Origin of the sequence: Methanolapillus africanus, from assembly GCF_032714475.1 — an archaeon.
In the GTDB taxonomy this organism is placed as follows: Archaea; Halobacteriota; Methanosarcinia; order Methanosarcinales; family Methanosarcinaceae; genus Methanolapillus; species Methanolapillus africanus.
In genome coordinates this window covers 15,923-40,595 of sequence record NZ_JAWDKD010000026.1, presented here as the reverse complement: position 1 = coordinate 40,595, position 24,673 = coordinate 15,923, and the positions used below count along the sequence as shown (strand labels likewise).

The following is a 24,673-nucleotide window of genomic DNA, read 5'->3' as shown; positions in this document are numbered from 1 at the left end:
CAAGCAGAAAATATCTAAATCACTTTTTCACTTCATTATATATTATTAACCACCGCAAATCATCAAAGGAATTTTTATGAGTACAATCGGAAAAGCAATTCGTATGGAACGGTTTATGAAAAGAGAAGATGGACGAACGATCATCATCCCGATGGACCATGGCGTCGGCGCCGGCCCCATTAAAGGTTTGGCCAGCTTGCCGGAAGCCGTCGACAAAGTCGCTCTCGGCGGCGCCAATGCGGTTCTCGGACACATGGGGCTCGCCAAACACGGCCACCGCAAGTACGGAAACGATGTCGGACTGATCATCCACTTGTCCGCCTCCACCTCCCTCGGACCCAACGCCAACCACAAAGTGTTGGTCACCACCGTCGAAGAAGCCATCAAAGTCGGTGCGGACGCCGTTTCAATTCACGTGAACGTCGGCGCGGAAGACGAGCCGGAAATGCTGGAAGGCTTTGGCCGCATCGCCGCCAAATGCGACGAATGGGGCATGCCGCTTTTGGCCATGGTTTACCCGCGCGGTCCGAAGATTACATCCGAATTCAGCGAAAACGTCGTGGCGCACGCCGCCCGTTTGGGTGCGGAACTCGGTGCCGATATTGTTAAGACCAATTATACCGGCGACATCGACACCTTTAGAAACGTTGTCCGCGGATGCCCGGTCCCGGTCATTATTGCCGGCGGCCCGCATATGGATTCCGAACTCTCTTTGTTGAAAATGGTGGCCGATTCCTTGGAAGCCGGCGGCGCCGGCGTTGCGATCGGACGAAATGTTTTCCAATCCGAAGACCCGACCCGGATCGTCAAAAGAATTCATGCGATCGTTCACGAAGGATACACCCCGGACGAAGCATTCAAGATTGAGTGATGTATTCATCATTCAATTCATATTTTTATAACAACGATTTCAGCAACCGGTTCAACACCACCCAATTTTACTTCCTATTATTGATTTTCATTTTCGGGATTCATAACGATGGCAACGATACAAGAACAAATTCGAGAAATTGAAGAAGAAATTAAAAAAACGTCTTACAATAAGGCAACTTCTCATCACATCGGCCGCTTAAAAGCCAAGCTGGCCAAGCTCCACGACGAAGTGGAGAAGAAAAGTTCATCTTCCGGAACGGGAGAAGGGTACAGTGTCAAAAAGTCCGGCGACGCAACCGTGACGCTTGTCGGTTTTCCGTCCGTCGGCAAGTCGACGCTTCTCAACAAACTCACCGACGCGCATTCCGAAGTCGGCGCGTATGAATTCACAACGCTCACCGTGATTCCCGGCGTCATGGAATACAAGGGCGCCACCATTCAGATTTTGGACGTTCCCGGCTTGGTCAAAGGCGCCGCATCCGGCCGCGGCCGCGGCAAAGAAGTCATCGCCGTTATCCGCAACTCCGATTTGGTTTTGTTCCTTTTGGACGTTTTCCAACCGCTTCACTTACCGGTTTTGAAGGAAGAATTGTATGAAGCGGGCATCCGTGTGGATCAGCATCCGCCGGACGTCGTCATCAAAAAAATGGACCGCGGAGGCGTTCGCATCAACTCGACGGTGGAACTCGATTTGGATGAAGAAACCATCAAATCGATTCTCGACGAATACAAAATTCACAATGCGACGGTTCTTTTCAGAGAAAACATCAACGTCGACCAATTGATTGACGTCGTTTCCAAAAACCGCAGTTATGTGTCGTCCATGATCGTGGTCAACAAAGTGGACTTGGCGTATCCGAAAATGCTGGAAGAAGCCAAAAAAATGTACCCGGAAGCCGTCTTCATTTCCGCCCACAACAGCCAGAATCTGGAAGAACTCAAAAACGTGCTCTATGAGCGTCTTAAATTTATCCGCGTCTATATGAAACCGCAAGGCGAAGCCGCCGACATGGAAGAACCAATGATCGTTCTTGACGGCACCAACATCGGGCAGATTTGCGAGCGGCTGCACAAAGATTTCAAGAAAAAGTTCAGATTCGCTTATGTCTGGGGTCCGTCCGCGAAACATCCGGGACAGCGGGTCGGCATGGACCATAAACTCAAAGACGGCGACGTCTTGTCCATTATAATTCAAAAATGAGCGACCCACTCATTTTTATTCATTTTATTTTTTGTTTTATTGTTTTATTTTTCATTCATCATCGATTCAATTCAGATCATATTAAGAGGGATATTATGGAAATTTCAAAACCGCGCGGCACGCGAGATTTTTTGCCGGAAGAAATGGCCGGCCGCCGAAGCGTTGAATCAAAGCTCCGGGATGTCGTCAAAAAATGGGGCTACGGCGAAATTATTACGCCGACATTTGAAGAGCTGGAGCTTTTCACCCTCAAATCCGGCGAAGGAATCATCGGCGAGCTTTACAATTTCAAAGACAAAGGCGACCGTGAAATGACGCTGCGCCCGGAATTGACGGCGCCGGTGATGCGTGCGTACGTCAACGAAATGCAGTCGTTCCCCAAGCCTGTCAAACTGTTCTATTTTGAAAATTGTTTCCGCTACGAACGCCCGCAAAAAGGCCGCTTCAGAGAGTTTTGGCAATTCGGCGTGGAACTCATCGGCAGCGCCAAACCGGAAGCTGACGCTGAAGTCATTGCGCTCGCCATGACGATGTTAAATGCTGTTGGCGTGAAAGGCGATCTGAACATCGGAAACCTCTCCGTTCTGCGCCACCTGCTTTCCCAAGTGACCGTCAACGTGGAAAATCAAGGAAAAGTGATGCGGATCATTGACAAAATGACCAAAGACCCGGAAGAAGAAAAAAACTTAACGGCACTGCTTTCGGAATTGAACGCAACGCCCACATTGATTGAAAAAATCAAAGCGATTATTTTGCTGACCGGAAAAGACGGTATGGCCGCCGTCGTCAAAGCGCGCGAAATTGCCGGACCGCTGCCGGAACTCGATGCGTTTGAAAAAACCCTGACGCTTCTTTCCGCCTACGGCGTCAACGATTACACCGTCAATTTCGGCGTTGCCCGTGGTCTTGATTATTACACCGGCATCGTTTTTGAGATTTACGCCGACGGCCTCGGCGCCCAAAAACAAGTCTGCGGCGGCGGATCTTACAAGCTCATCAGCCTTTTTGGCGGCGGCGACGTCGTTTCCACGGGGTTCGGCATCGGTTTTGACCGGATTATGGAAATTTGCGACAAAACGGCTGCCAAAGTTCCGAGTATCGTTTTGGTTTCAAAACCGGAAACGCAAAAGGAAAGTATTATTTTGGCCGGCGAACTTCGAGCGTTCGTCCCCGTTCAAACCGATATCATGGGCCGCAATTTCAAAGCGCAGATGGAGTTTGCCAACACCGCAAAAGCCGACTACGTTTTGATTGTCGGCGAAAAAGAGTTGGAATCCGGACTTTTCTCGCTGAAAAATATGGAAACGGGCGAACAAGTTTCGCTCAGCCGGGATGATTTGTTGAATAAATTCAAAAACTAATCGTCCCTTTCTTTTTTTTGGCGGGCGGCGCCGCGCGCGTTATGGCGATGCTTTTTCGTTTTGAGTTCAAAATTTTGTCCCTCATTTTTTTGATGTCAAGCAAACCACCCCGCAAATTCTGACGCAAAAATTCCATCGCTTCGCTAGGAATTTTTCAGGGGCGGTGGAACTCTGTTTCCATAAGTTCGCTGCGCGAACGGCTCCCTTCGGTCGCTAAGGTTTTGTTTCATTTTATTCAGATTTCGAGCAAACAACCCGCAAAATCAGACGCTTTGCGTCTGTATTTTGCGGAATCCGGTCAGCAGATACATTCCAATTTACAGCACAGATTGCACTGACTATTTTATAGTTACAGATTGCACCGCAGTTGACTGTTTTTAGATTACAGATTGCATCTACAGTTCACTATTTTTAGATTTCAGTTTACACCTACAGTTCACTATTTTTAAATTTCAGATTTGCACCTACAGTTGACTGTTTTCAGATTTCAGATTGTACTTCAAATTTCTGGATACAGTCCGCCCATTCCATATTTTCGCAAAGCGAAAATATGGAATGGATGTGACCTGATCGGAATATATGAAATTACATGAGATCATACATGAAACAAATACGGAAAACAGAATACGAAACAAATACGGAAAACAGAATACGAAACAAATATGGAAAACAGAATACGAAACAAATATGGAAAACAGAATACGAAACAAATATGGAAAACAGAATACGAAACAAATATGGAAAACAGAATACGAAACAAATATGGAAAACAGGAATACGAAACAAAATGAAAAACAGAACACGCAAAACAGAAAATGAAATGACAGCGAAGTGAAAATAAGAGAAATATTGGACATAATTTTTGATTTTAAAGAAGATTTGGTAAAAACAATATCAAGAAGAACTGCCCAAAAATGCCGTCCCTCAAAGAACCGGGAACGCATTAAAAACAATATCAGTGAATTATATTTTGTTTATTTTTATTTAAGTCCAGTCGAAATAATCCTTCACGATTAATCCAATGTTTTCCATTGGAAATTAAAAAATCGTCCAAGTCGTGAAGTTTATTTGAAAATAATGGAAACAGATATCGTTTTTATTTTGAGTTTAAATTAACATTTCATCTATATTTAAACAAAAAATCAAAAAAGCTATTTATTTAGTTTGGCAGCCGATCTCGATATTCCAGCGGAAGCAAAGGGGGGTTTTACCATAACCTTTATACACCTATACTTCTATTGGATTAATTCCGATTCCAATCTGAATGTAAACTTAAATGAAAGCCTCTCGTTTAAGATTTTTGCATTTTAATCCGTTCAACGATTTTTCAAAAAACCAAACCGCCCAAAGACACCGCCACGCCGTCTGAAAGATTCCGGTTTTATTTCAAAGACAAAACAAAAAATTCAGAATCGTCCTTCACCTCTCGGTTTAAGGTTTATTTATCACTTATATCTGTCACATTTATGACCTCTTGCGGGGCCCGCCTCGGCATCCGTTTTGACAGGAGATTAACTATTATGACCAGCTCCCTCAATCAATTATTTACCCGTTTGCTTGAAAGTGAATCCATTTTCAAGAACAAAGAAGTTCTCAGACATTCGTACACCCCTGACGTTTTGGTGCACCGCGATACCCAAACCGAAGAGTTGGCGACGATTTTGGTCTCAGCGCTTCGCGGCGAAACGCCGTCCAACATTCTCATTTACGGCAAAACCGGTACCGGAAAAACGGCGGTGACGCGTTATGTCGGCAAAGAACTCGAAAACATGAGCGAACGCATGAACGTCAAATGCTCCGTCATTTACGTCAACTGCGAAGTGATCGACACGCAATACCGGCTCCTGGCCAACCTCGCCCGTCATTTCGGCGAAGACATTCCGATGACCGGCTGGCCGACCGACCAAGTTTTCCAAAAATTCAAAGAAGCGCTCGACACCCAAGAACAAGTCCTCATTGTGATTTTGGACGAAATCGACAAATTGGTGAAAAAGGGCGACGACGTTTTGTACAACCTCTCCCGCATGAATTCCAATCTCAAGCGCGCCAAAGTCAGCATTATCGGCGTGTCCAACGACTTAAAATTCACCGATTTCTTAGACCCGCGCGTGAAAAGTTCGCTCGGCGAAGAAGAAATCATTTATCCTCCTTACGACGCCGACCAAATCCGCGACATTCTCTACCAGCGGGCGGCGATCGCCTACAACAACGACGTTTTGGACGGATCCGTCATTCCCTTGTGTGCGGCCTTGGCCGCCCAGGAACACGGCGACGCCCGACGCGCGCTGGACCTTCTCCGTGTTTCCGGCGAAATCGCGGAACGCAAAGAAGAAAAGATCGTCACCGAAAGCCACGTCCGGATTGCGCAAGACAAAATCGAAGTCGACCGGATTGTTGAAGTCGTCCGCACATTGCCGACACAATCCAAATTGGTTCTCTTCAGCATTGTGATGCTCAACCTCAGCACCCAAAACCAGCCGCAGATGGGGCAGACGGCTGCGATTACCACCGGTGAAGTGTACAACATTTACCGCAAGATGTGCAAATCCATCGACATGGACATCTTAACGCAGCGCCGCGTCACAGACCTGATGTCGGAACTCGACATGCTCGGCATTATCAACGCGATGGTCGTCAGCAAAGGCCGCTACGGCCGGACCAAAGAAATTTCGTTGTCCGTTCCCGTCAAAAACACATACGACGTCCTCATCGAAGATTACAAACTCAGCCCGCTTCAGGGTTACAACGTCAAAGTCGGATACTTCTAATTCCGGCTTTTGTTCTCTTTTTTGGATTCATATTTCACTTTGCTTTTTTATGTTCATTTTTTGTTTTTTGTCCGCCGCCGCGCGCGTTATCGCAATCATTTTCTTTTCGTTTTTAAAAAGCAGAAGGCAGTTTTTTAAAAAATCACCCAAACCATCCCGCAAAAATTCCGTCGCTACGCTAGGAATTTTTCAATGGCGGTGGGGTCCGTTTCTAGTGAGTTCGCTACGCGAACGGCTCCCTTCGGTCGCTGAAAGTTTGATTTTGCTTGTTCCAACTTCCCATGCAAACTATCCCGATTAAATCAGACGCAATTGCGTCTGATTTAATCGGATTCCCATCAGTCAGATTCATTGATTTGTAGGTACAGATTGCACCTGCAGTTCACTATTTTTAAATTCCAATTGCACCCACAGTTAACTGTTTTTAGATTTCAGATTGCATCTTCTGTTTCCAACAAGACACTTTTTCTTGGTTCGATTTGAACCTACTGTTTCTGAAATACAGATATTTCTTGATCCGATTTGCATCTACTGTTCGCTGTCAATGACATCTGAAAATGGTATCCGCAAAATACAGACGCGAATCGCGTCTGATTTTGCGAGGCTATCGCTTGACGCTTCCAAAAAATCACCATCTGATTTTAAAAAACTCGAAACAAAAAAGTGATGCCGTAACGCGCGCGCACGCCGACGCACAAAAAAAGAAGAAAAAAAAATCAAATCAACGAATAAAAAAGAGATCAGAACGGGAATTTCCCGCCCATATCTCCGCCCATGCCGCCTTTTTTCATCATCTTTTGCATGTTGCGGCCGCCGCCTTTGCCGGCGAAATTCTTAAACGCGTTTTGCATGTTTTTGTGATATTTGAGAAGCTCGCGGATGTCTTCGGGGCTGCGTCCGCTGCCGCGGGCAATTCTTTGAATCCGGTGGGAACTGATGATTTTTGGGTCATTGAGTTCGTCTTCCGTCATGGAATCCATGATGATTTTGAACGCTTTCATTTTGACGTTGGTTTCATCCAAATCCTTGTCGGAAAGCTTAGCGCCGCCGAGACCCATGGATCCGAGCGGCAGCATTTTCATGACCTGTTTCAGAGGACCCATTTTGTTCATGGCTTCAAGCTGCGCATACATGTCGTTGAGCGTGAAGCGTCCTTTCATGATGTTTTCAACATTCATGTCGGACTCTTTCATTGAATCTTGAACTTTTTCAAGGAGCGACTGAAGGTCGCCCATGCCCAAAAGTCTGGAAATGAAACGGTCGGCGTCAAACTTTTCAAAGTCGTCCGGCGTCTCGCCTGTTCCGATGAACGCGATCGGCGCGTTGATTTCAGCGACCGCTGACATCGCACCGCCGCCTTTGGCGGTACCGTCTAATTTTGTAATAATAATGCCTGTAACGCCGACGGAATCGTTAAACGCTTTCGCCTGAACGCCGGCCTGCTGGCCGATGGCGGCGTCGAGAACCAAAAACTTCTGGTCCGGTTTGGCTTTGTTGTTGATCGCTTCCATCTCGGCAATCAAATCGGCTTCCAGCGCGTGGCGGCCTGCCGTGTCGATAATTTTGACGTCATATTTTTCGATGTCTTTGAGGCCGCGCTCAACAATGCCGACGGCATCCTGTTCGCCTTCTTCGCCGTAAAAGTGAACGTTGAGTTTGTCGCACAAAATTTTCAGCTGCTGGTAAGCGCCGGGGCGGAAGTTGTCCGCGCCGATCACAGCCGGTTTTAATCCTTTCTTTTGGAAGAAACGGGCCAGTTTCGCAACAGATGTTGTTTTACCGCTGCCCTGAAGACCGACCATCATGATTGTTTGCGGTTTGAGCTCGATGTTGGCGCCTTTGCCCATGATGCCGATCATTTCTTGATAAACGATCCGAACGACGTGTTCGCGCGGGTCGGCGCCCTTTTCCGGCTCTTCCTTGAGCGAGCGGTCCTTAATGCGTTTGGACATGTCCATGACGAGTTTAACGTTAACGTCCGACGTCAAAAGCGCCCGCTGAATGTCTTTGACGACTTCATTGACGACGTTTTCATCGATCCGGTTCGCGCCAATCAACTTCCGAAGGGCGCCTTGAAGCGAATCGCCTAATTTATCCATCACCATAATGATTTTCCTGAATTTGATTTTGAATTTGAAATGATTTCGTAATTGAGACTAAGACGTTGTTTTGATATTTAAAAAGCATGTTTTTTAAAATATTTTTGATTCCGTTTTCATGGGCAGAATTCCTTGTTTTTTTCATTTTTCTTTTCAATTTCAAATAAATTTAAACAATTGTGCGAAATAATATATAAAATAACAAAAATAAAATCATTTATGGACACGTCCACAAACCGATTGTTTAAAATCATCAACATTGTTTTGGTTCTGGTCATTGTCTTTGCGATGATTTTCGAATATTTCGACGCCATCACATACGACATGAACCTCATCTTCGCCGCCGTCTTAGCGATCGCCACGATTGTTTCCATTCAAATTTCCATGAAAAACGCCCGGGAAATCTTCGATCTTCAAAATATGGATTTCGTCATCAAGAAAATCATTTTCATCCGGGACGAGCTCAAGGAATTTTATTATCCGCTTTACGATACGCTGATCGAAACAGAAGCGGTTGTATCGGAAATCATGACGGCCGGCTATCAGGAATCGCAGAGGCAAAGCCTTGACGATTCCCGGAAAAATTTGAGCCACATCAAATCCATTCGTTATTTTTCAAGATCTGTCGACCGCGATAAGATTTCGGACATCTATTCGATTTTCAATTTTATCGTTTACGACAACTACATGAAAGCTTCCAGAGATCCGATTTTTCGTATGGATTTGGAAAAACAAATCAAAGAAGACTTTGAAGACGCCCGTTCCAAGTACGCCATCATTGAAGATTTTATGAACGACGAGCGTCAGGGAAATGATATTTCGGAATTTTTTGACAGCCAGGTTCACTATTTCAAATTCAAAATTTTCATGCTGGAAAACGATTTGGATAATCTGACCAATGTCGAAACGGAAAACAAGAAGCAAAAAAATAAAAAGAAAATATGAAAAAATGAAACGAAAAAAGAAAATATGAAAAAGAAAAAGAAAAAATAAAATACGGAATGTTCCGGCACAAATGCGCATCATTTTCATTCGTATGATATCGATAAAAAAACGAAAGAGATATATACAGTTCGGGTTTATTTCGATTTGCAGCTGACTATTAAAAAATGTTTAGAAATATATAATCGAAATAGATGAAAAAGAGTTGATAAAATGGCAATAAATTTAAAGCCAATAGAGAATGATTTTTCAAATCTCCCGAACAATTTGAAAATCAATTACGTTTTGAACGCTTTGGAAAAAGATGAGCAGTTTCTGGTTGTTGATGCTGATGAAATCAAAAAGCGTTATGCTAAAGTGCCAAATTTTTTTGATGCATTGTGGTACATAACGCGGCAGCTGAAAGAACAATATGGATCGCAACTGCTGCGAAAGATGAAAATTGAAGTGGAATGCGACTGGCATTTTCTTGAAATTCAAATTCCGATTGCAGAACCAAATCTGGCAGTCAGTTTGGCATTGAATGAAGCGTTTATCAATTTGTGTGAAGACGCGCGAAAAATTTACGGATCGGTCGCTGATGACATGTATTTGATCACGCGATATGAAGATTATTAAAAGAACAAAAAAGGGGTTGATAAAATGGTGATAAATTTAAAGCCATCCGAATTTGAATTTTCAAATCTCTCGAACAAATTGAAAATCAATTGCGTTTTAGACGCTTTGGAAAAAGATGAGCAGTTTCTAGTTGTTGATGCCGATGAAATCAAAAAGCGTTATTCGAAAGCGCTGAACTTTTCGGATATCTTGTGGTACATTACTCGTGTTTTAAAAGAACGGTATAGTCACCGTGTCACAAGACCGATGAAAATCAGCGTCGAATGTGATTTCCGGTTTTTGGAAATTCAAATCCCAATTTTTGAGGAAGACGATGAATTGGATGATAAATTGGATGATGAATTTTTCAATCTGAGTGAAGAAGCCGGAAAAATATATGGGCCGACAGCGCATTGCTTCTTTTTGGTTTCCAGCTACGAAAAATATTGAGAGGGAGCGAAAAATGACATTTGAACCGGCTCACTTCCTCTACCTTTCAAAATGCTTGATCAAAAAGACGCCAAAAGAGTGTTTCTTATCGGAATCTGTTTATCGGACGGCAATCGGGCGTGCTTATTACGCTGCATTTTTAGAAGTCCGAAATTATGCAGCAAAAAATGATGGATTTATCAGCTCAAAAACCGGAAAAGATCATAAAAACCTTGAAATTCATTTCAATCGCTCGGCAGATTATTCGTTTCGGCAGATCGGACATAAGCTTGCCAAACTGAAAAAGTGGCGAACGTTAAGCGATTATGAAATGTCTCCAAATTTTGAAATCCCCATCGAAAAAACAGCAAAAAGAGCGGTTCGGGAAGCCACTCAAATCTTTTCAAAACTCAATTAATCATCAAAAAAATTAAAATGAATTTTTTGCCTCAATTCATTTTCTTCTTCTCGATTCTCTCTTTTCCGCTTCTGTTTTCAATCAATTTCAATTGCTCTTTTTGATAGAAATACGCGTTCAAATTCACCATCATCACGTAGCCGTCTTCGCCGTCCGAATAGTATTTGGATTCCAGCCAAGCCGGCATAAAGCCGAGTTTTTTGTAAAGATTGATGGCGGGCTCGTTGCTGACCCGGACTTCCAACGACGCTTTCTGCAGCCCTTTGAGCAAAAAATATGTGCAGATATGATCGACCAAAAGTTCGGCAATCCCTTGGTTGCGGTGATATTTGCTGACTGCGAGTGAAAAAATGTGGCCTTCGGCGTCAGAAAGCGCATAGCCGACGACAAAACCGACCACGTCGGGACCCAGCGTGCAGACGAAAAATCCGTCTTTGAGAATTTCATAAAATTGAATATATTCGTACGGGTTGTGTTCCTCAAAAGCTTCCGCTTCCAGCATCAGGACACTGTATTCATCGTTGGGATGATAACGCCGGATCAACGGAAGAAGCGGATTCATGAGAAGACCTTTTTAAAAATGAGTACGCACGAAGATTTTGATTTTTTATAATTTATAATTCGATTATAAATTCATATCGTATCCGAAAAGAAGAAGCCGGACACGAATTAAATAATTCATGAATATATAAAAGATATTGTTTCAAAAAATTTAGAATTAAATCAAACAGAAATGAAACTTCTAAAAATATGGATTCTATATAGAAACCCATAAAATAAATTCCAAAAATATAAGTGAAATCAAATTTAATTTAGGAATATGAAATTTTAACGGACGGTGGGGAAAATGACAGAAACTTCCAACCTTCAAAAATTAATTCTAAAAATCAAAAATTGGCCGCATGAACTCAGAGTTGCTGTCTTGGATTGGTTATTTTGGATTATGGTTCCGTTATTCCTGTCACTTGATTCACTTGTAACGAGAGCGATTGCAGAGGACGCTTCACGATCAGATTTAATCTCCCTCGGAGACGTCGTTCTTTTCAGCCTTCTTCTCATTATATTGCCGGCAGCGCTTTATTTCACATTTAGATCCAAATTCAAATACAAATTGCCTGTTCTTCTCTACGGGTCAGTCACTTTCATGGGCGCTTATCTTTTTTTTAGAATGATTGAAAATTTCAATTCATTTGATAATTATGGCTATGCTTGGTCCCGATTTGAGATGGTTTATCCGGTTTTTTATCTCTTTTTGTATTTCACCGTTGTTAATTTGATTTTTGTCATTCGGGAATACAAAAATAAAGCTCAATCCAAGTCAAATGTGATTCAAAACCGCGAGTCCAATCCGGAAAATGACGATTCCGGATTTAAATCCCGCGTTCTGATTGTGACTTTGATGGCAATCGTTCTTTTATGTGCCGCTGCCATCATCTATCACTATGAAAACAGAACATTCATGAATTACTTTTTAGGGGGCATGTTCCCATCTTTGATCATAGCGTTATCGCTTTTGATTTTTTACAAATATCTCTTCAAAAAAGAGGTCAGCACCCGGCAAATTGGATACGTGCCGTTTTCAATCCAGGTGACCTTCATTATTTACTTTGTCATTTCCATCCTTTCATTCGTGATCCTGGATAGCATAAGTTACTCAATTCTCCAAAATCAAATCATTTCATTTGTTTTGAGTTTCGTTCTTTGTATTCCGGCCGGATTCATTTACATAATTTTCATGCTGGGTTTGACAAAAATTTGTTTGTTCTTCAAGAACCAAATTTTAAATATTCTAAAAAATGAGCAGAGGGAAAGATCATGACGAATTCCGAATCTCCAAGTTTCATTCAAAAAATCAAAAATTGGCCGCATGAAACCAAAATTGCCGCTTTGGATTGGGCGATTTTCGGAATTCTTGGACTCGTTATGTTTCTTGCTTATGCAAAGACTATTTTTCTAAATTTTCAACCTCAAGAAGCATTAATTTTTATGAAAATCATTCGTTTGTCCGTCGTATCCGGCATTCCGGAGTTTCTGATATCGGGCATCTTGTACCTAATTTTTAAATCGAAATTTAACTACCGCCTTTCCGTATTTTTTCATGGCGTTGTCGCCTCCATGACCGGATTTTTGGCATATGCCATATTTGGAGGACTTATGTCTTTTGACAGATTATATGGTTCAGCGTTCGGATTGTATTGTTCATTTTTATACATATTTCTGTACTATGCTCTTCTGAATCTGGTTCTTTTGATTCACGAACGCAAAAATAGAAAAACAGATGATTCGTCAAAGAAAGAACTTTCATCAAACGGCAAAACAGGAGAACGCTCAAAAACCATAATTGTCGTTTTGACATTTGTTATTTTAGCGGTCGCCTTTTTGATAATTTATAATATTTATAATACAGATCTAACATTTATGGAAAAGATTGACTCGATAATCTTTTTAGTCCCGCTTGTCTTGTCTCTTTATATTTCTTACAAACTTTTGTTCAAAAAAGAAATCACGTCCCGAACTCTTGCATATCTTCCGCTTTCCTGCTTAATGTCTTGGCTTTTTACCCTACTGATCTTAATTTTGGGAGATATTTTTTCTCTCGGGCCGTCACCTTTTGAAGACACGACAATTCAAGCAATCAAATACAGCTTTGCTCTCTTTATTGCCGGATTTTTATATGTCTTCTGCATATGGATTTTATCAAAAATCAATCCGTTCAACAAGTCAACGGATTGATTGACCGATTGATTATTTTTCCGGCTCAACAATCCATTTCGTGTGCCTCGGCAAAACCGCAACACCTTTCGTCGCCGTTTTCATATCCAATCCGGACATTTTTGCTTTTCCGACGCCGATCACATTCTCACCGAGAATGATCACGTCGTCGCCGACGCGAATGTTTTCGTCCGCGTCAATGATTCCGGGCGCGAGAAGTGAACCTTTGGGCAGGAAATTATCAATCCGGACGGTGTATTGTCCGGCATAATCCGGCGACTGAATGATTTTTTCAGCGGCGGCAATCGATATGGCAAACTGACCGAACTGCGGCACCAATGTGGCCAACTGTTCATTCTGGTCAAAAATCTGGAACTTCGGGAAATTGCCTTTGACAACTGTTTTTTCCGAAAAGAGCGCGTCGCCGATTCGTCCGAATTGATAGCGGATAATGGCGTGCGCTTGATCGAGTTTTTCATCATTCGGGCCGCGCTTCAAAAGAGTCGGCTTTAGCTTTTGCTTTTTGACGTTTCCGTCCGCGTCAACCCATTCTTTTCCGCTGCCGGCCGGAACGGACGCGTTCACAATATCGTCCAGCGCCATCCTCAGATTTTTCAAGCTTTCCTGTGACGCCAGGCTTTTTTTGCCGGTAAAAATCATCGAAATATTGAGTTTTTCGGAAACGGCCTCGCAAATTTCACGGTACGGACCTTCGACGTGCGCAATAATGTGCTTGTATCGGTCTTTGTTTTTGATCAAATAAGATTCAAGGAGTCCGCCGACCCAAGCCCGTTCTTCCAAATCCCAGTGTCCGGTCACGGTTGTATCGTAGTGCGCCGCCGGATACGTCAATTCCAATTCGCGCGGCACGAGTCCGATCGGGGACGTGATAATGATTTCATTCACATATTTTCGGTTGCGCTCAATCGTTTGAATAAAACGCTGGTGAGAATTGGAAATCGAATACGGTTTTTTCATGGAACAGGGGAAAATAATGAGAATTTCCTTGTTCGGCGCCTCATAATTCTCAACAACCCGGTTTGCAAAACGCACGATTTCGGCGCGGTTTTGAGATTCGGACGTGGTGGCGTACATTGTTTCCCGGCGGAATGTCGGCGCGTTTTGTTCAGCGTAACCATCGCGACCGCTCATGCTGTCGCCGGCGGCGGTGCGGTCATAAAGGCGGAGAAGCCCGGTGAGCCATGTTTTTGTCCGGCATTGACCTTCCACGTATTCCCGCAGCAGATTCGCCCGGATTTTTTCCCGAACCAAGGAAAGTTCGGCTTCAAGAGCGCCGACGTTGTGCATTTCCAACAAACGGGCGCGTTCGGATTTTTCCATTTCCCGCAAATCTTTGGCGGATTTTCCGGTACAAGCCGTGCACCGGCACGGCAGTTCCGCCAAATCTTCCAAATAAAAGGTTCCGGCCGTTGTCATGTACAGGTCGTTGTACGCGGCGACGACGGCGCGGGTCGTGTCAAAAATGTCGGCGCCGAGCCAAACCAAAACGGCAACGTTTTCGGGCGTGGCGAGATTCGGGAGCCAAAGCGCCGAATCGTACGGAATCCGGTTTTTGATGTCTAAAAACGCATTGAAAAAACCGATGGCGTCCTCTTCAAAAGTGCCGGCGCCTTCCAAAATATAAACGTCGTATCCCAGATTCTCCGAAGAAACGACTCCGGGTGTTGTTATTTTTGCAGAATCGGATGAACAGCAATCACAGTTGTCGTCATCGTTGCTGATTCCAATGTCAACATTTTCCTCGACGTCTGTTTCGCGTTCAAAATGTTTGGAAGAAGCCGGAGTCGGACGAATCATTCCTGCCAGCGGAATCTTTTTCAAAATATTCGCCTCAAGAACCGCTTCTCGAATCTTTCGGGTTCGTTTGGCGTCGTCCGCATTCGGATACGTCAGCGTGAATTGTGCGCGCGGCAGAATGAACAGCTGTTTGTTTCCGGCAACATCCCCCCGTTTTTTGATTTCGGAAACGGCGGATTTGATTTCTTCCGAATCGTCCGGTTTGAATGTCCAAAGTGTTCCCGCGTTTTGAATCGGATAATCCGGATCTGCCGCCAAACGGGCCGAATCGACCGCAAAAGGCGTTTTAATATTTTTGTCCAAAAGAAGTTTGCCGATGCGGGCCGCGCCGTCCCGCTCTTCGACTTCAAAGAATTTCGTCATAGGCACTTAAACCGCGTCATTCGATAAAAACTCTCTTTATGATATTGAATTAAATCGAAATTTTTAGAACAAACGAGTCAAAAAATAACGGAATTTGTTGATTCCGCTATTTTTATTTCAAAATAAATATAAATAATATTGTTGAAAACAGTTTATTATGCCCGGATTTGGAAACCCCTTCGCCGGTTTGAAAAACGATCGGAAACTGACCCATGAAGAACTCGTTCGTGCCATTCGTTTTATGGTTGCCGCCGAATATGAAGCCATTCAGCTTTATGAACAATTGGCGGAATCCACCGATAACGAACTCGCAAAAACGGTGCTCTTAGACATCGCCAATGAAGAAAAAGAACACGCCGGAGAATTTCTGCGCCTGCTTCGCGAACTTCAGCCCAACGAAGCCGATTTTTACGAAGAAGGATCCGAAGAAGTCGAAAAGATGATGAAGAATATGAAAACAGAATGAATGCCGTCAAAAGCGGCAGTTTTTTTATTTTCCATCTTCTTGTTCTTTTTGGAGACGGAGTTTTTGTATTTTTATTATTTTGAATATAGAATTTTTAACTCTTTTTTCTTATTTTTGATTTGAAGGTTGATAGACCAAATTTTGTTTTGATTTATTAATAATAATTCTTTCAATTCTTTTTGCATTTCATCAATTTGGTTATTTATTTTCATTTCATACATTTTTGTATTTTTATCTAACTCAGTAATAGATTCTTTAGATTGGTTTAATAAATGCATCAGTTCTTCTGATATTTTTTTATAATCCGCCGTCAAATTGTTTGATCTCACCAACTCATCCAAACGAAAAATTTCTTGTTCTCTTTTTTCTGTTTGGCTTTCAATAATTTTAAAAGATTCAAACATTTCTTTATTTAATCGATCAATTTCTTTCAAATTATTATTTATTTTTTCGAGTGAAGTATGGTACTTTTTTGTTGTTTTATCATCATCCAAATAATAATATTTCTCACGCAAATCATTTATTCGATTTACAATTTCCATAGACTTTTCGCCAGCATTATGATCAATGAATTCATTAAATGATAATGGATTTAAAGTCCATCTCAAGGAATTGGAAAAAATGGTCTGGAAATTTATTAATGACTCCAATTCTTTACTTTGAGGAATATAGTAATCTTGAAGCTGTTCCTTTAAATCGTCTATTTCATTTGACAACATTTTTGTCTTTTGATCATTTCTGCGAGTCTAACGCTGATACAATATACCAATAATAGTAAAGACTAAAGTTAAAAATGTAAAAAGAAGAACAAGATCGATATGAGTAAAAGCAAGTACAATAAGTTCTTCGCTTTTTTCAATTGGGAAGTTCATTTGAATTAAACTATTTTCATAATTCATAAAGGTTGTGTGAATTTTTGAATTAAAAATGTATTAAAGTTTTAAATTATCTATAATCACTTTCTTTAAAAAACCGAAGCAATTCCGGATACAAAACATCTTGATGCGTTACGTAACTGTCGTGTTCGTGTCCGTTCATCATGAGAAGTTCGGCATTCGGAAGCGTCGTCGCGATTTCTTCAAACAATCCCTGCCGGAAAAGATCGTTTTCGGCGCCGACGACCAATGACGGAACCGTCACTTTTTTGAGGTTTTCAAGCTCGATATTCGGCTGTTCCAACATCAACTGAACCAGTGGGTCTTTGGTTTCGTCATATAATTCCAAGATATATTGATAATTCTCATCGGTAAAGTCGGACGGCTTTAAATTCATGCCCAGTAGCGCCATTTTAGAAACAACGTTTTCATTTCCGTGTTTCATCGCTAAAAGCAAACTGATGATGGCACCATCGCTGAATCCGATGAGATTGACCGGTCCTAAGTCCAGCGCTTGAATCAATTCATAAACGTCTTTCATCATTGTTTCGTAGGAATAATCATTTGTTCGTTCGCTTTCGCCGTGATTTCGGCTGTCGACGGCATAAACCGTAAAGTTCTGCCGGAGCTTTTCGGCGAGTTCGTCAAAAATATGATGGTCTTCGCCGTTGCCGTGAAGCAGAATGAGCGGTCTGCCGTTATCGGCGCCGGCTTTCTCATAAAATAAATTGATGCCATTGACTTTTATTTTCATTGTTTTTCCCCATTGATCTGAATTTTTATTTTTAATTTGATTTTATTTTTAATTTGATTTTATTTTTAATTTGATTTTATTTTGTTTTGATTTTATTTGAACTTGCGGAATTGTTTGAACAAAATATATATACGGATTCGACATGAAGAATGAAAAATATAAACCCAAAATAAACGTAAAATTAAAAATAAGGTTTACAATAAAATAAATTATATTAAAAAAATATTAAATTCGACTGTTGTTGATTCTCAATGGACACTTACGAAAAATTAAAAAGTATCTTCGGAGGCCGTGTAACAAAAGCGTCTTCTGACCTTTGTTGTTATTCAGCCGACGGCTCGCAGATCCGCGGGCGCCCCGATTTTGTCGCCCTGCCGAAGTCGACCGAGGAGGTTTCCCAAGTTTTGGCGTTTGCCAACGCCAACAAAATTCCCGTGACGACGCGCGGCGCCGGTACGGGTTTGGCCGGCGGTTCCGTTCCGCTGGCGGGCGGAATCGTGTTGGACATGACGCAAATGAATCGGATTTTGGAAATCGATCTCGATAACATTCAAGTCGTCGTCGAGCCGGGCGTCGTTCAGGACAAACTCAACGAAAAACTCAAACCGTACGGCTTTTTCTTTCCGCCGAATCCCGGCAGCTCGGCGACCTGTACCGTCGGCGGCCAAATCGCCAACAACGCGAGCGGCATGCGCTGCGTCAAGTACGGGACGACGAAAAATTACGTTTTGGATTTGGAAGTGGTTCTGGCTGACGGAACCGTTATCAACACCGGCTCCAAATGTCTCAAATCATCTGCCGGATACGATCTGTCACGGCTTTTCGTGGGTTCCGAAGGAACGCTCGGCGTTATCACAAAAGCCATTTTAAAGATTGCACCGCTGCCGAAATCCAGAAAATTGATCATGGTGTCGTTTAAAACGCCGGAGTTGGCCGGACAATCGGTTTCCCGCATTTTCGCGGCCGGCGTCACGCCGTCAGCCTGTGAAATTTTGGACAAAACATCCATTCAAGTGCTGACAAAATTGGATCCGAATGTGGTTTTGCCCAAAGACGGCGACGTCATTTTGTTTGAAGTGGATGGCAGCAAAAATGCGGTGGACGAATCCGCCGATATGCTGGCGGCCGCCTGCAAAGACATTGCGAGCAGCGTTTTGGTGACGGGTGACCCGGTCAAAATGAAAGAAATCTGGGACGCGAGAAGCCTTCTCGGCGCAGCGGTTTCTAAAATGGATCCGACCAAAACCAGAATCTATGTCGGGGAAGACTTGGGCGTTCCGATCAAAAAATTGCCGGAAATGCTGGCCAAAGTGTATGAAATCGCCGACGACGTCGGGCTTTTGCCGATGATTTACGGACATATCGGCGACGGAACCATCCACGTCGGACAGTTTATTGATGTGTTGGATGAAAAAGAGTGGGAAAAACTCAATGAAGCGGCTGATCGTTTGCATTTGGCGGCGATTGAGCTGGGCGGAACCGTCAGTTCCGAACACGGCATCGGCGCAGCGCGCGGCATGTATCTTGAAAAACAGTGCGGCCCGGCGTTTAATGTGATGAAGGACATTAAAAAATCACTGGATCCGAATGGCATTTTGAATCCCGGAAAACTGGGTATGTAAAAACGAAAACGCTTTAAGATATCTTTAATTTAAAATATTTTCATTCAATTTAATTTTATTTAAATTAATTTCATTCAATTTAATTTCATTCAATTTAATTTCATTCAGATAATTTTTATTTAATTTAATTTCATTTGTGGTTTAAATTCAAATTCATTATTTATCGAGGAAATATACGAATGTCTTTTTCAAAAATGGATAAGAGAGACTTGTACCGCTGCGTCAGCTGCGGAAATTGCCGGTCGGTTTGCCCGGTCTTTGAGCAAAGCGGCTGGGAATCTCAAAACACACGCGGACGCATTCTTCTCATTCGCGACTTGTTTGAGGGCACCGAGGCGGATGAATCGGTTTTTGACAGCCTGAACACCTGTACGACATGCGGCTATTGCGCGACAACATGCCCGGCCGGCGTCAATCCGCCGGAATTGGTGGAAGCGGCCCGTTACGGCTTGGTCGCGCTCGGCAAAATGACGCCGACGCAAGCCAAAATTCACGACAACGTGGAAACTTACGGCAACACGCTGGCGTCTCCCGACGACCGCCGCGCGTGGATTGCCGGCGAAACATTTGAGCCTGTCAAAAACCCAGAATACATTTTCTTTGTCGGCTGCCTGGATTCTTACCGTTTCCCGGACAACGCTCAAAAGACGTACCGGATTCTCAACAAACTCGGCGTCGGTCTTCTTGAAGAAGAAAAATGCTGCGGATCACCGCTTTTGCGCATCGGCTTTGACGCCGACGAATTGATCGCGCACAACTTGACGCAAATTAAAAAATCGGGCGCGCACACAATTATCGCCGGCTGCGCCGGCTGCTACAACACGCTGCGCAACAATTACAAAGCGATGGCGGAAGAAATGGGCGTCAACTTTAATGTGACGACGGTTTCCCAGTTTTTGGCGTCGCATTTGGACGATCTCAAAAAAGCCGGTATGCATCCGCTGGATATCAAAGTCACTTATCACGACCCGTGCCACTCCGGTCGCCACAATGGTATTTTTGACGAACCGCGTCAAATCATCGAAGCAGCCGTCGGTCCGAAAAATTTCATCGAAATGGCTGCCAACCGTGAAAAATCACGGTGCTGCGGCGGCGGCGGCGGCGTTCGTTCCGGTTACAACGATTTATCAATGGCCATGGCCAAACGGCGGCTGGAAGATATTCCCGCAGGTGTTGACTATTTGGTGACGACATGTCCGCTGTGCTACCGGAATTTGAGAGACGCGGCCGGCAACGATGTCAAAGTCATTGATATTGTCGAATTGGTTGAAATGGCGATGGAGAAATAACTTTTTCCATTTCTCTTTTTTTTTCTGTTTTTTTATTTTTTTGTGCGCCGGCATGCGCGCGCGTTACGGCGACATTTTTTCTTTTTGTGTTTTTAAAAAACGGATGGCAGTTTTTTGGAAGCGTCAAGCAATAACCTTGCAAAATCAGACGCGATTCGCGTCTGTATTTTGCGGATACCATTTTCAGATGCCATTGACAGCGAACAGTAGATGCAAATCGGACCAAGAAACAAGTGTCTTGTTGGAAACAGCAGATGCAATCTGAAATCTAAAAACAGTTAACTGCAGGTGCAAATTAGAATTTAAAAATAGTAAACTGTAGGTGCAATCTGTACCTACAAATCAATGCATCTGACTGATCGAAATCCGCAAAATACAGACGCAAAGCGTCCGATTTTGCGGGACGGTTTGCTTGATGTTGAAAAAATCAAACATGCCGTTTTTGAAAACTCGAAACAAAAAAGTGTCGCCATAACGCGCGCGGTGGCCGCGCCCAAAAAAAGAAAATTGAATTTGGATTGTTTATTCAAATTCAATGGTTCCCGGCGGTTTTGATGTGATGTCGTAAACAACACGGCAAACATCCGGAATTTCCGATGTAATCCGCTGTTGAATTTTAATCAGCGTTTCAAACGGCAGGTTCAGGGGTTCTGCGGTCATCGCGTTGTCGGAATCGACCGCGCGGACGGCGACGATCCAACCGTGGATTCTTTCACCGTTTTTGATGCCGGTGCCTTTGCCGATGACGGCGGCAAACGCTTGCCAGGGCTTGAATTTTTCCATGAGTTCTTCTTCGACGATTGCGTTTGCCTCACGAACGGCCGCCACTTTTTCACGGGTGGCTTCGCCGACGGCGCGAACGGAAAGACCGGGGCCGGGGAACGGCATTCTTTCGGAGAGCGCGACACTGAGGCCGAGTTCGCGGCCAACTTCACGGACATCGTCTTTGTAAAGATAGTAGAGCGGCTCGACGACGCCTTTAAATTCCATTTTTTCCGGCATGCCGCCGACGTTGTGGTGCGCTTTGATGCCTTTTTCGGATTCCAAAACGTCCGGATAAATCGTTCCCTGAATCAGGTAATCGGCTTTGATTTTTTTGGCTTCTTCCTCAAAGACTTTAATAAAAGTTTCACCGATAGCTTTTCTTTTGACTTCGGGATCGTCGATTCCTTTAACGGCCGCAAAGAAACGGTCGCTTGCGTCGATCACTTGCAAATTCATGTGAGAGAACGCGGCTTTAACTTGTTCCGGCTCGTTTTTTCTCATGAAACCGGTGTCAATAAAAATCGGATATAAGCGGTCGCCGATCGCCCGGTAAGCCAGTTCGGCGCAAACGGAACTGTCAACACCGCCGGAAAGAGCGATAATGGCTTTGCCATCAATTTGTTTTTTAATTTTTTCAATTTCTGTCGCAATGAATTCTGTCACGTTTTCCATTTGAAAAGCTCCTGAGCGGTTTTTAAACATCATTAAGTCTAATAGAATAAACAGTATGGATGTATGAATCAATGGTATTATGAATCAATGAGATGGATAGTTTGGATGGTATGAATGGTACGAACAGTACGCCAAACGGTGCAATAAACAATACGGTAAACAAATCAACAATAAACAACAAATGAATAAATCAGCCATAATCAAATGGCGAAAAGCGCGCCGAAATCAAAAATTCGCGCGCCGAATAGGCGTTAAAGACCCTTAACAATCGGATACAAATGATATTATTTGAACGTTTTTGTAAATGTATTTTTATGAATATTATCTGCTGAATTTGTTTTTAACTGAAATCCTGAAAATGAAAAGTTTATATAATAAAAACGGGTTTTAGACTTGCTTTTTTAAAACATGTGGGGCTGTAGGGTAGCTTGGTCCATCCTGCAAGGCTGGGGGTCTTGCGACCTGAGTTCGAATCTCAGCAGCCCCATTTTACATTCCGGCATCGCTTTTTAACCGCTTTTTGAAATATTATGATTTTTCGTGATATTTTGTTTTCTCCATTTTCCCAAAATTTGCCGTGACCCGCTTGAAAAATACCGGTCAAAATACAATTGTATAAAATTGTTCAAATTATTTTAAATGTTTTTATTTCTTGTCCTTTTTGTGAAAATATTTGTCATAAATGGACAGATTTATGGATCTTTCTGAACATTTTCAATTTTATTTAATATCGGCGTCTGACATTTTTATTTAAATAAAATATTGAGAAATATAATTATTAATTCCGATATATTTAATAATATTTTTATGGGAGTTTATTTTTTTTGATTTTTACTGAAATTATTGGTTTGTGATTTGATGGTTTACCAATCGAAGAATGATTGGGATGGGTGTGATTTTATTCAGAAAAATGAGTTGCTGCAAATCCATGCGGATTTGTCAAGATTGAAGAAACTGTATGAAAGATACGGTTATGTTCCGGAATTCAATGAATATTATGAATTGGAAATCAGTCCGCTTCATGTTCATAGAAGTAAGGAAGACCATAAGCAGGCGATTTTTGCCTTATCCAACGCTTTGTCCATTGTGGCCGAAGAACAGAATGAAGCCTACACCTTTTCAAAAATCATCGACGGCATGGACATAGATGAAATCGATCTGGACGAAATCGAAAAATATGTTTTTGAATACGATCGGCCGGATTATAAAACCAACAAAACCGGCAAAATCGAAAACATTTCAAATATGAATGAGATCGACAACGAAGAAGAAAACAAAATAAAAAGAGAAATGGGAGGAGAGATGAAAGACCAAATGAAAGAAGAAATGAAAGAAGAAATGAAAGACCGGGTCAAAGAGAAGGTTGAAGAAAAGATTGAAGACAGCGTTTCGGAGAAGGAATAATTCACATTTTTATTCTCCGTTTTGGCGTCTTTATTGAAAATCCGATTTCGATTTTGGTTTTTTGAGATATGGTTTTATATCTTTGCCTTTCTTTTTGGTTATTTATCTTTTCACTTTTGTATGAATGCTTTTATCTGACGCTTTTACATGTACATTTACTTTTGAACAGGTTAATTTTATGACATTGAATCAAGAAGCTTTAGAGATTCGGAACCGCCAGCGGGTTAAATCGAAACCGTTTGACGAACCGGCTGCCTTTTGGATCGGAACCGATAACATCCGCGGGGAAATATTGGACGTTCTCACGGTCATTTTTCAAACATCCGGCTGCTACTGGGGAAAGAACGGCGGCTGTACCATGTGCGGATACGTGTACGACAGCGCGGCCGGGGAACCGAGTGACAGCGACATCATGAAGCAGCTTGAAACGGCACTTGCCCGCGCCTCCGAAAAACAAAAATTCATGGTGAAAATTTTCACATCGGGAAGCTTTTTGGACCCCAAAGAAATCAACCGCAAACTGCGCGTTCAAATTTTGTCCCGGCTTTCCGAAGACGAGCGGATCGTCGCCGTATTGGCGGAAACGCGTCCCGAATTTGTGAATCAGGAAGCGATTGACGATTGTTTGTCCGCGATGAACGGAAAAACGCTCGAATTCGCTTACGGGCTCGAAACCACATCGGACAAAATCCGGCGCGAATCCATCAACAAAGGTTTTTCCTTTAACGATTTTAAGAATGCGTGCGTGCTCGCCCGTCAAAACGGCGTTTTTTCAAAAGCGTATTTAATGCTCAAGCCGCCGTTTTTATCGGAAAAGGAAGCGATGGACGACATTCTCAAAAGCATTGGCGAAGCGGCGCCGTACGCCGAAACCATTTCCATTAACTTGTGCAACGTTCAAAACGGTACGTTCGTGGAAAAAATGTGGGAAAATAAAGAATATCGGCCGCCATGGCTTTGGAGCATGGTGAAAATTTTAACGGACGCCAAAACCAAACATCCGGATACGTATTTGATGTCGGATCCGGTCGGCGCCGGCGCCAAACGCGGTCCGAGAAACTGCAAAAAATGCAGCTACGACGTGGCGGATATGATTCGCGAATTTTCACGAACGCAAGACTTGAAGACGCTCGAGAAATGCAGATGCGGCTGCCAACTGTTGTGGGAAAAAGAGTTGCTGCTGGATGATGTGACGTTCGGGTCGCCGATTCGGGATTAATGATTCCGATTCTTATAATCTATAGT

At 43.0% G+C, this 24,673-nt stretch carries 21 protein-coding genes and 1 tRNA gene; 16 read left to right on the top strand and 6 right to left on the bottom strand.

Annotated elements, in window-relative coordinates; translation table 11 throughout:
• Positions 1-76 precede the first annotated feature (76 nt).
• The 4 genes from MsAg5_RS08845 to MsAg5_RS08830 all read left to right on the top strand — a co-directional run bounded on the left by MsAg5_RS08845 (position 77) and on the right by MsAg5_RS08830 (position 6,203).
• Entirely contained in the window at positions 77-871 is a 795-nt protein-coding gene (locus tag MsAg5_RS08845; RefSeq protein WP_338100269.1) for a 2-amino-3,7-dideoxy-D-threo-hept-6-ulosonate synthase, read from the top strand.
• 108 nt (positions 872-979) lie between these two features.
• Complete coding sequence (locus tag MsAg5_RS08840) at positions 980-2,074, top strand: OBG GTPase family GTP-binding protein (RefSeq protein WP_338100268.1); 1,095 nt, start codon at positions 980-982, stop codon at positions 2,072-2,074.
• A 95-nt stretch (positions 2,075-2,169) separates the two neighbouring features.
• Complete coding sequence (gene hisS / locus MsAg5_RS08835; RefSeq protein WP_338100267.1) at positions 2,170-3,435, top strand: histidine--tRNA ligase; 1,266 nt, start codon at positions 2,170-2,172, stop codon at positions 3,433-3,435.
• A 1,520-nt stretch (positions 3,436-4,955) separates the two neighbouring features.
• Complete coding sequence (locus MsAg5_RS08830) at positions 4,956-6,203, top strand: ORC1-type DNA replication protein (protein ID WP_338100266.1); 1,248 nt, start codon at positions 4,956-4,958, stop codon at positions 6,201-6,203.
• Between the two features lie 740 nt (positions 6,204-6,943).
• Here the strand turns inward: MsAg5_RS08830 and MsAg5_RS08825 are convergent.
• Positions 6,944-8,308 carry a signal recognition particle protein Srp54 gene (locus MsAg5_RS08825; RefSeq protein ID WP_338100265.1) on the bottom strand — a complete coding sequence of 455 codons (1,365 nt, stop codon included), beginning with the start codon at positions 8,306-8,308 and terminating at the stop codon, positions 6,944-6,946.
• A 213-nt stretch (positions 8,309-8,521) separates the two neighbouring features.
• Between MsAg5_RS08825 and MsAg5_RS08820 the strand changes: the two genes are divergently transcribed.
• The 4 genes from MsAg5_RS08820 (at position 8,522) to MsAg5_RS08805 (ending at position 10,688) form a co-directional block, all read left to right on the top strand.
• Positions 8,522-9,247, top strand: a complete 726-nt coding sequence (locus tag MsAg5_RS08820; RefSeq protein ID WP_338100264.1) for a hypothetical protein — start codon at positions 8,522-8,524, stop codon at positions 9,245-9,247.
• Between the two features lie 291 nt (positions 9,248-9,538).
• Positions 9,539-9,862 carry a hypothetical protein gene (locus tag MsAg5_RS08815; RefSeq protein ID WP_338100263.1) on the top strand — a complete coding sequence of 108 codons (324 nt, stop codon included), beginning with the start codon at positions 9,539-9,541 and terminating at the stop codon, positions 9,860-9,862.
• A 24-nt stretch (positions 9,863-9,886) separates the two neighbouring features.
• Complete coding sequence (locus MsAg5_RS08810; RefSeq protein WP_338100262.1) at positions 9,887-10,291, top strand: hypothetical protein; 405 nt, start codon at positions 9,887-9,889, stop codon at positions 10,289-10,291.
• A complete protein-coding gene (locus MsAg5_RS08805) occupies positions 10,218-10,688 on the top strand; it encodes a hypothetical protein (RefSeq protein ID WP_338100261.1) in 471 nt (156 codons plus the stop codon). Before MsAg5_RS08810 ends, MsAg5_RS08805 begins: the two co-directional genes overlap by 74 nt.
• A gap of 31 nt (positions 10,689-10,719) precedes the next feature.
• Here the strand turns inward: MsAg5_RS08805 and MsAg5_RS08800 are convergent, their stop codons facing one another.
• The gene (locus tag MsAg5_RS08800) at positions 10,720-11,250 is read right to left on the bottom strand and encodes a GNAT family N-acetyltransferase (protein WP_338100260.1); all 531 of its coding nucleotides are present in this window, start codon (positions 11,248-11,250) and stop codon (positions 10,720-10,722) included.
• A 285-nt stretch (positions 11,251-11,535) separates the two neighbouring features.
• On the opposite strand from MsAg5_RS08800, the gene MsAg5_RS08795 reads away from it, so the two are divergent.
• Together MsAg5_RS08795 and MsAg5_RS08790 are read left to right on the top strand one after the other, a co-directional pair.
• Positions 11,536-12,507, top strand: a complete 972-nt coding sequence (locus tag MsAg5_RS08795) for a hypothetical protein (RefSeq protein ID WP_338100259.1) — start codon at positions 11,536-11,538, stop codon at positions 12,505-12,507.
• Positions 12,504-13,421, top strand: a complete 918-nt coding sequence (locus tag MsAg5_RS08790) for a hypothetical protein (protein ID WP_338100258.1) — start codon at positions 12,504-12,506, stop codon at positions 13,419-13,421. The genes MsAg5_RS08795 and MsAg5_RS08790 overlap by 4 nt, the downstream gene beginning before the upstream one ends.
• Before the next feature lie 12 nt (positions 13,422-13,433).
• On the opposite strand, the gene arcS is transcribed toward MsAg5_RS08790, so the two are convergent.
• The gene (gene arcS / locus MsAg5_RS08785; RefSeq protein WP_338100257.1) at positions 13,434-15,581 is read right to left on the bottom strand and encodes an archaeosine synthase subunit alpha; all 2,148 of its coding nucleotides are present in this window, start codon (positions 15,579-15,581) and stop codon (positions 13,434-13,436) included.
• Between the two features lie 157 nt (positions 15,582-15,738).
• On the opposite strand from arcS, the gene MsAg5_RS08780 reads away from it, so the two are divergent.
• Positions 15,739-16,047, top strand: coding sequence for a ferritin family protein (locus tag MsAg5_RS08780; protein ID WP_338100256.1), 309 nt, complete (start codon positions 15,739-15,741; stop codon positions 16,045-16,047).
• A gap of 74 nt (positions 16,048-16,121) precedes the next feature.
• Here the strand turns inward: MsAg5_RS08780 and MsAg5_RS08775 are convergent, their stop codons facing one another.
• Together MsAg5_RS08775 and MsAg5_RS08770 are read right to left on the bottom strand one after the other, a co-directional pair.
• Positions 16,122-16,766 (bottom strand): coiled-coil domain-containing protein, encoded by a 645-nt coding sequence (locus MsAg5_RS08775; RefSeq protein ID WP_338100255.1) that lies wholly within the window; start codon positions 16,764-16,766, stop codon positions 16,122-16,124.
• A 226-nt stretch (positions 16,767-16,992) separates the two neighbouring features.
• Positions 16,993-17,676 carry an alpha/beta fold hydrolase gene (locus MsAg5_RS08770; RefSeq protein WP_338100254.1) on the bottom strand — a complete coding sequence of 228 codons (684 nt, stop codon included), beginning with the start codon at positions 17,674-17,676 and terminating at the stop codon, positions 16,993-16,995.
• A 251-nt stretch (positions 17,677-17,927) separates the two neighbouring features.
• Here MsAg5_RS08770 and MsAg5_RS08765 point away from each other — a divergent pair, with 251 nt between their 5' ends.
• Both MsAg5_RS08765 and MsAg5_RS08760 read left to right on the top strand, forming a co-directional pair.
• On the top strand, positions 17,928-19,298 hold the full coding sequence (locus MsAg5_RS08765) for an FAD-binding oxidoreductase (protein ID WP_338100253.1): 1,371 nt from the start codon (positions 17,928-17,930) through the stop codon (positions 19,296-19,298).
• A gap of 179 nt (positions 19,299-19,477) precedes the next feature.
• Positions 19,478-20,587: a (Fe-S)-binding protein gene (locus MsAg5_RS08760; protein ID WP_338100252.1), complete on the top strand. Its 1,110-nt coding sequence runs from the start codon at positions 19,478-19,480 to the stop codon at positions 20,585-20,587.
• 522 nt (positions 20,588-21,109) lie between these two features.
• On the opposite strand, the gene guaA is transcribed toward MsAg5_RS08760, so the two are convergent.
• Complete coding sequence (gene guaA / locus MsAg5_RS08755) at positions 21,110-22,024, bottom strand: glutamine-hydrolyzing GMP synthase (RefSeq protein ID WP_338100251.1); 915 nt, start codon at positions 22,022-22,024, stop codon at positions 21,110-21,112.
• 412 nt (positions 22,025-22,436) lie between these two features.
• On the opposite strand from guaA, the gene MsAg5_RS08750 reads away from it, so the two are divergent.
• The 3 genes from MsAg5_RS08750 (at position 22,437) to MsAg5_RS08740 (ending at position 24,647) form a co-directional block, all read left to right on the top strand.
• Positions 22,437-22,511: transfer RNA gene (locus MsAg5_RS08750), tRNA-Pro, on the top strand.
• Positions 22,512-22,882: 371 nt separating this feature from the next.
• Positions 22,883-23,428, top strand: a complete 546-nt coding sequence (locus MsAg5_RS08745; protein ID WP_338100250.1) for a UPF0058 family protein — start codon at positions 22,883-22,885, stop codon at positions 23,426-23,428.
• A 178-nt stretch (positions 23,429-23,606) separates the two neighbouring features.
• Positions 23,607-24,647: an archaeosine biosynthesis radical SAM protein RaSEA gene (locus MsAg5_RS08740; protein WP_338100249.1), complete on the top strand. Its 1,041-nt coding sequence runs from the start codon at positions 23,607-23,609 to the stop codon at positions 24,645-24,647.
• Positions 24,648-24,673 lie beyond the last annotated feature (26 nt).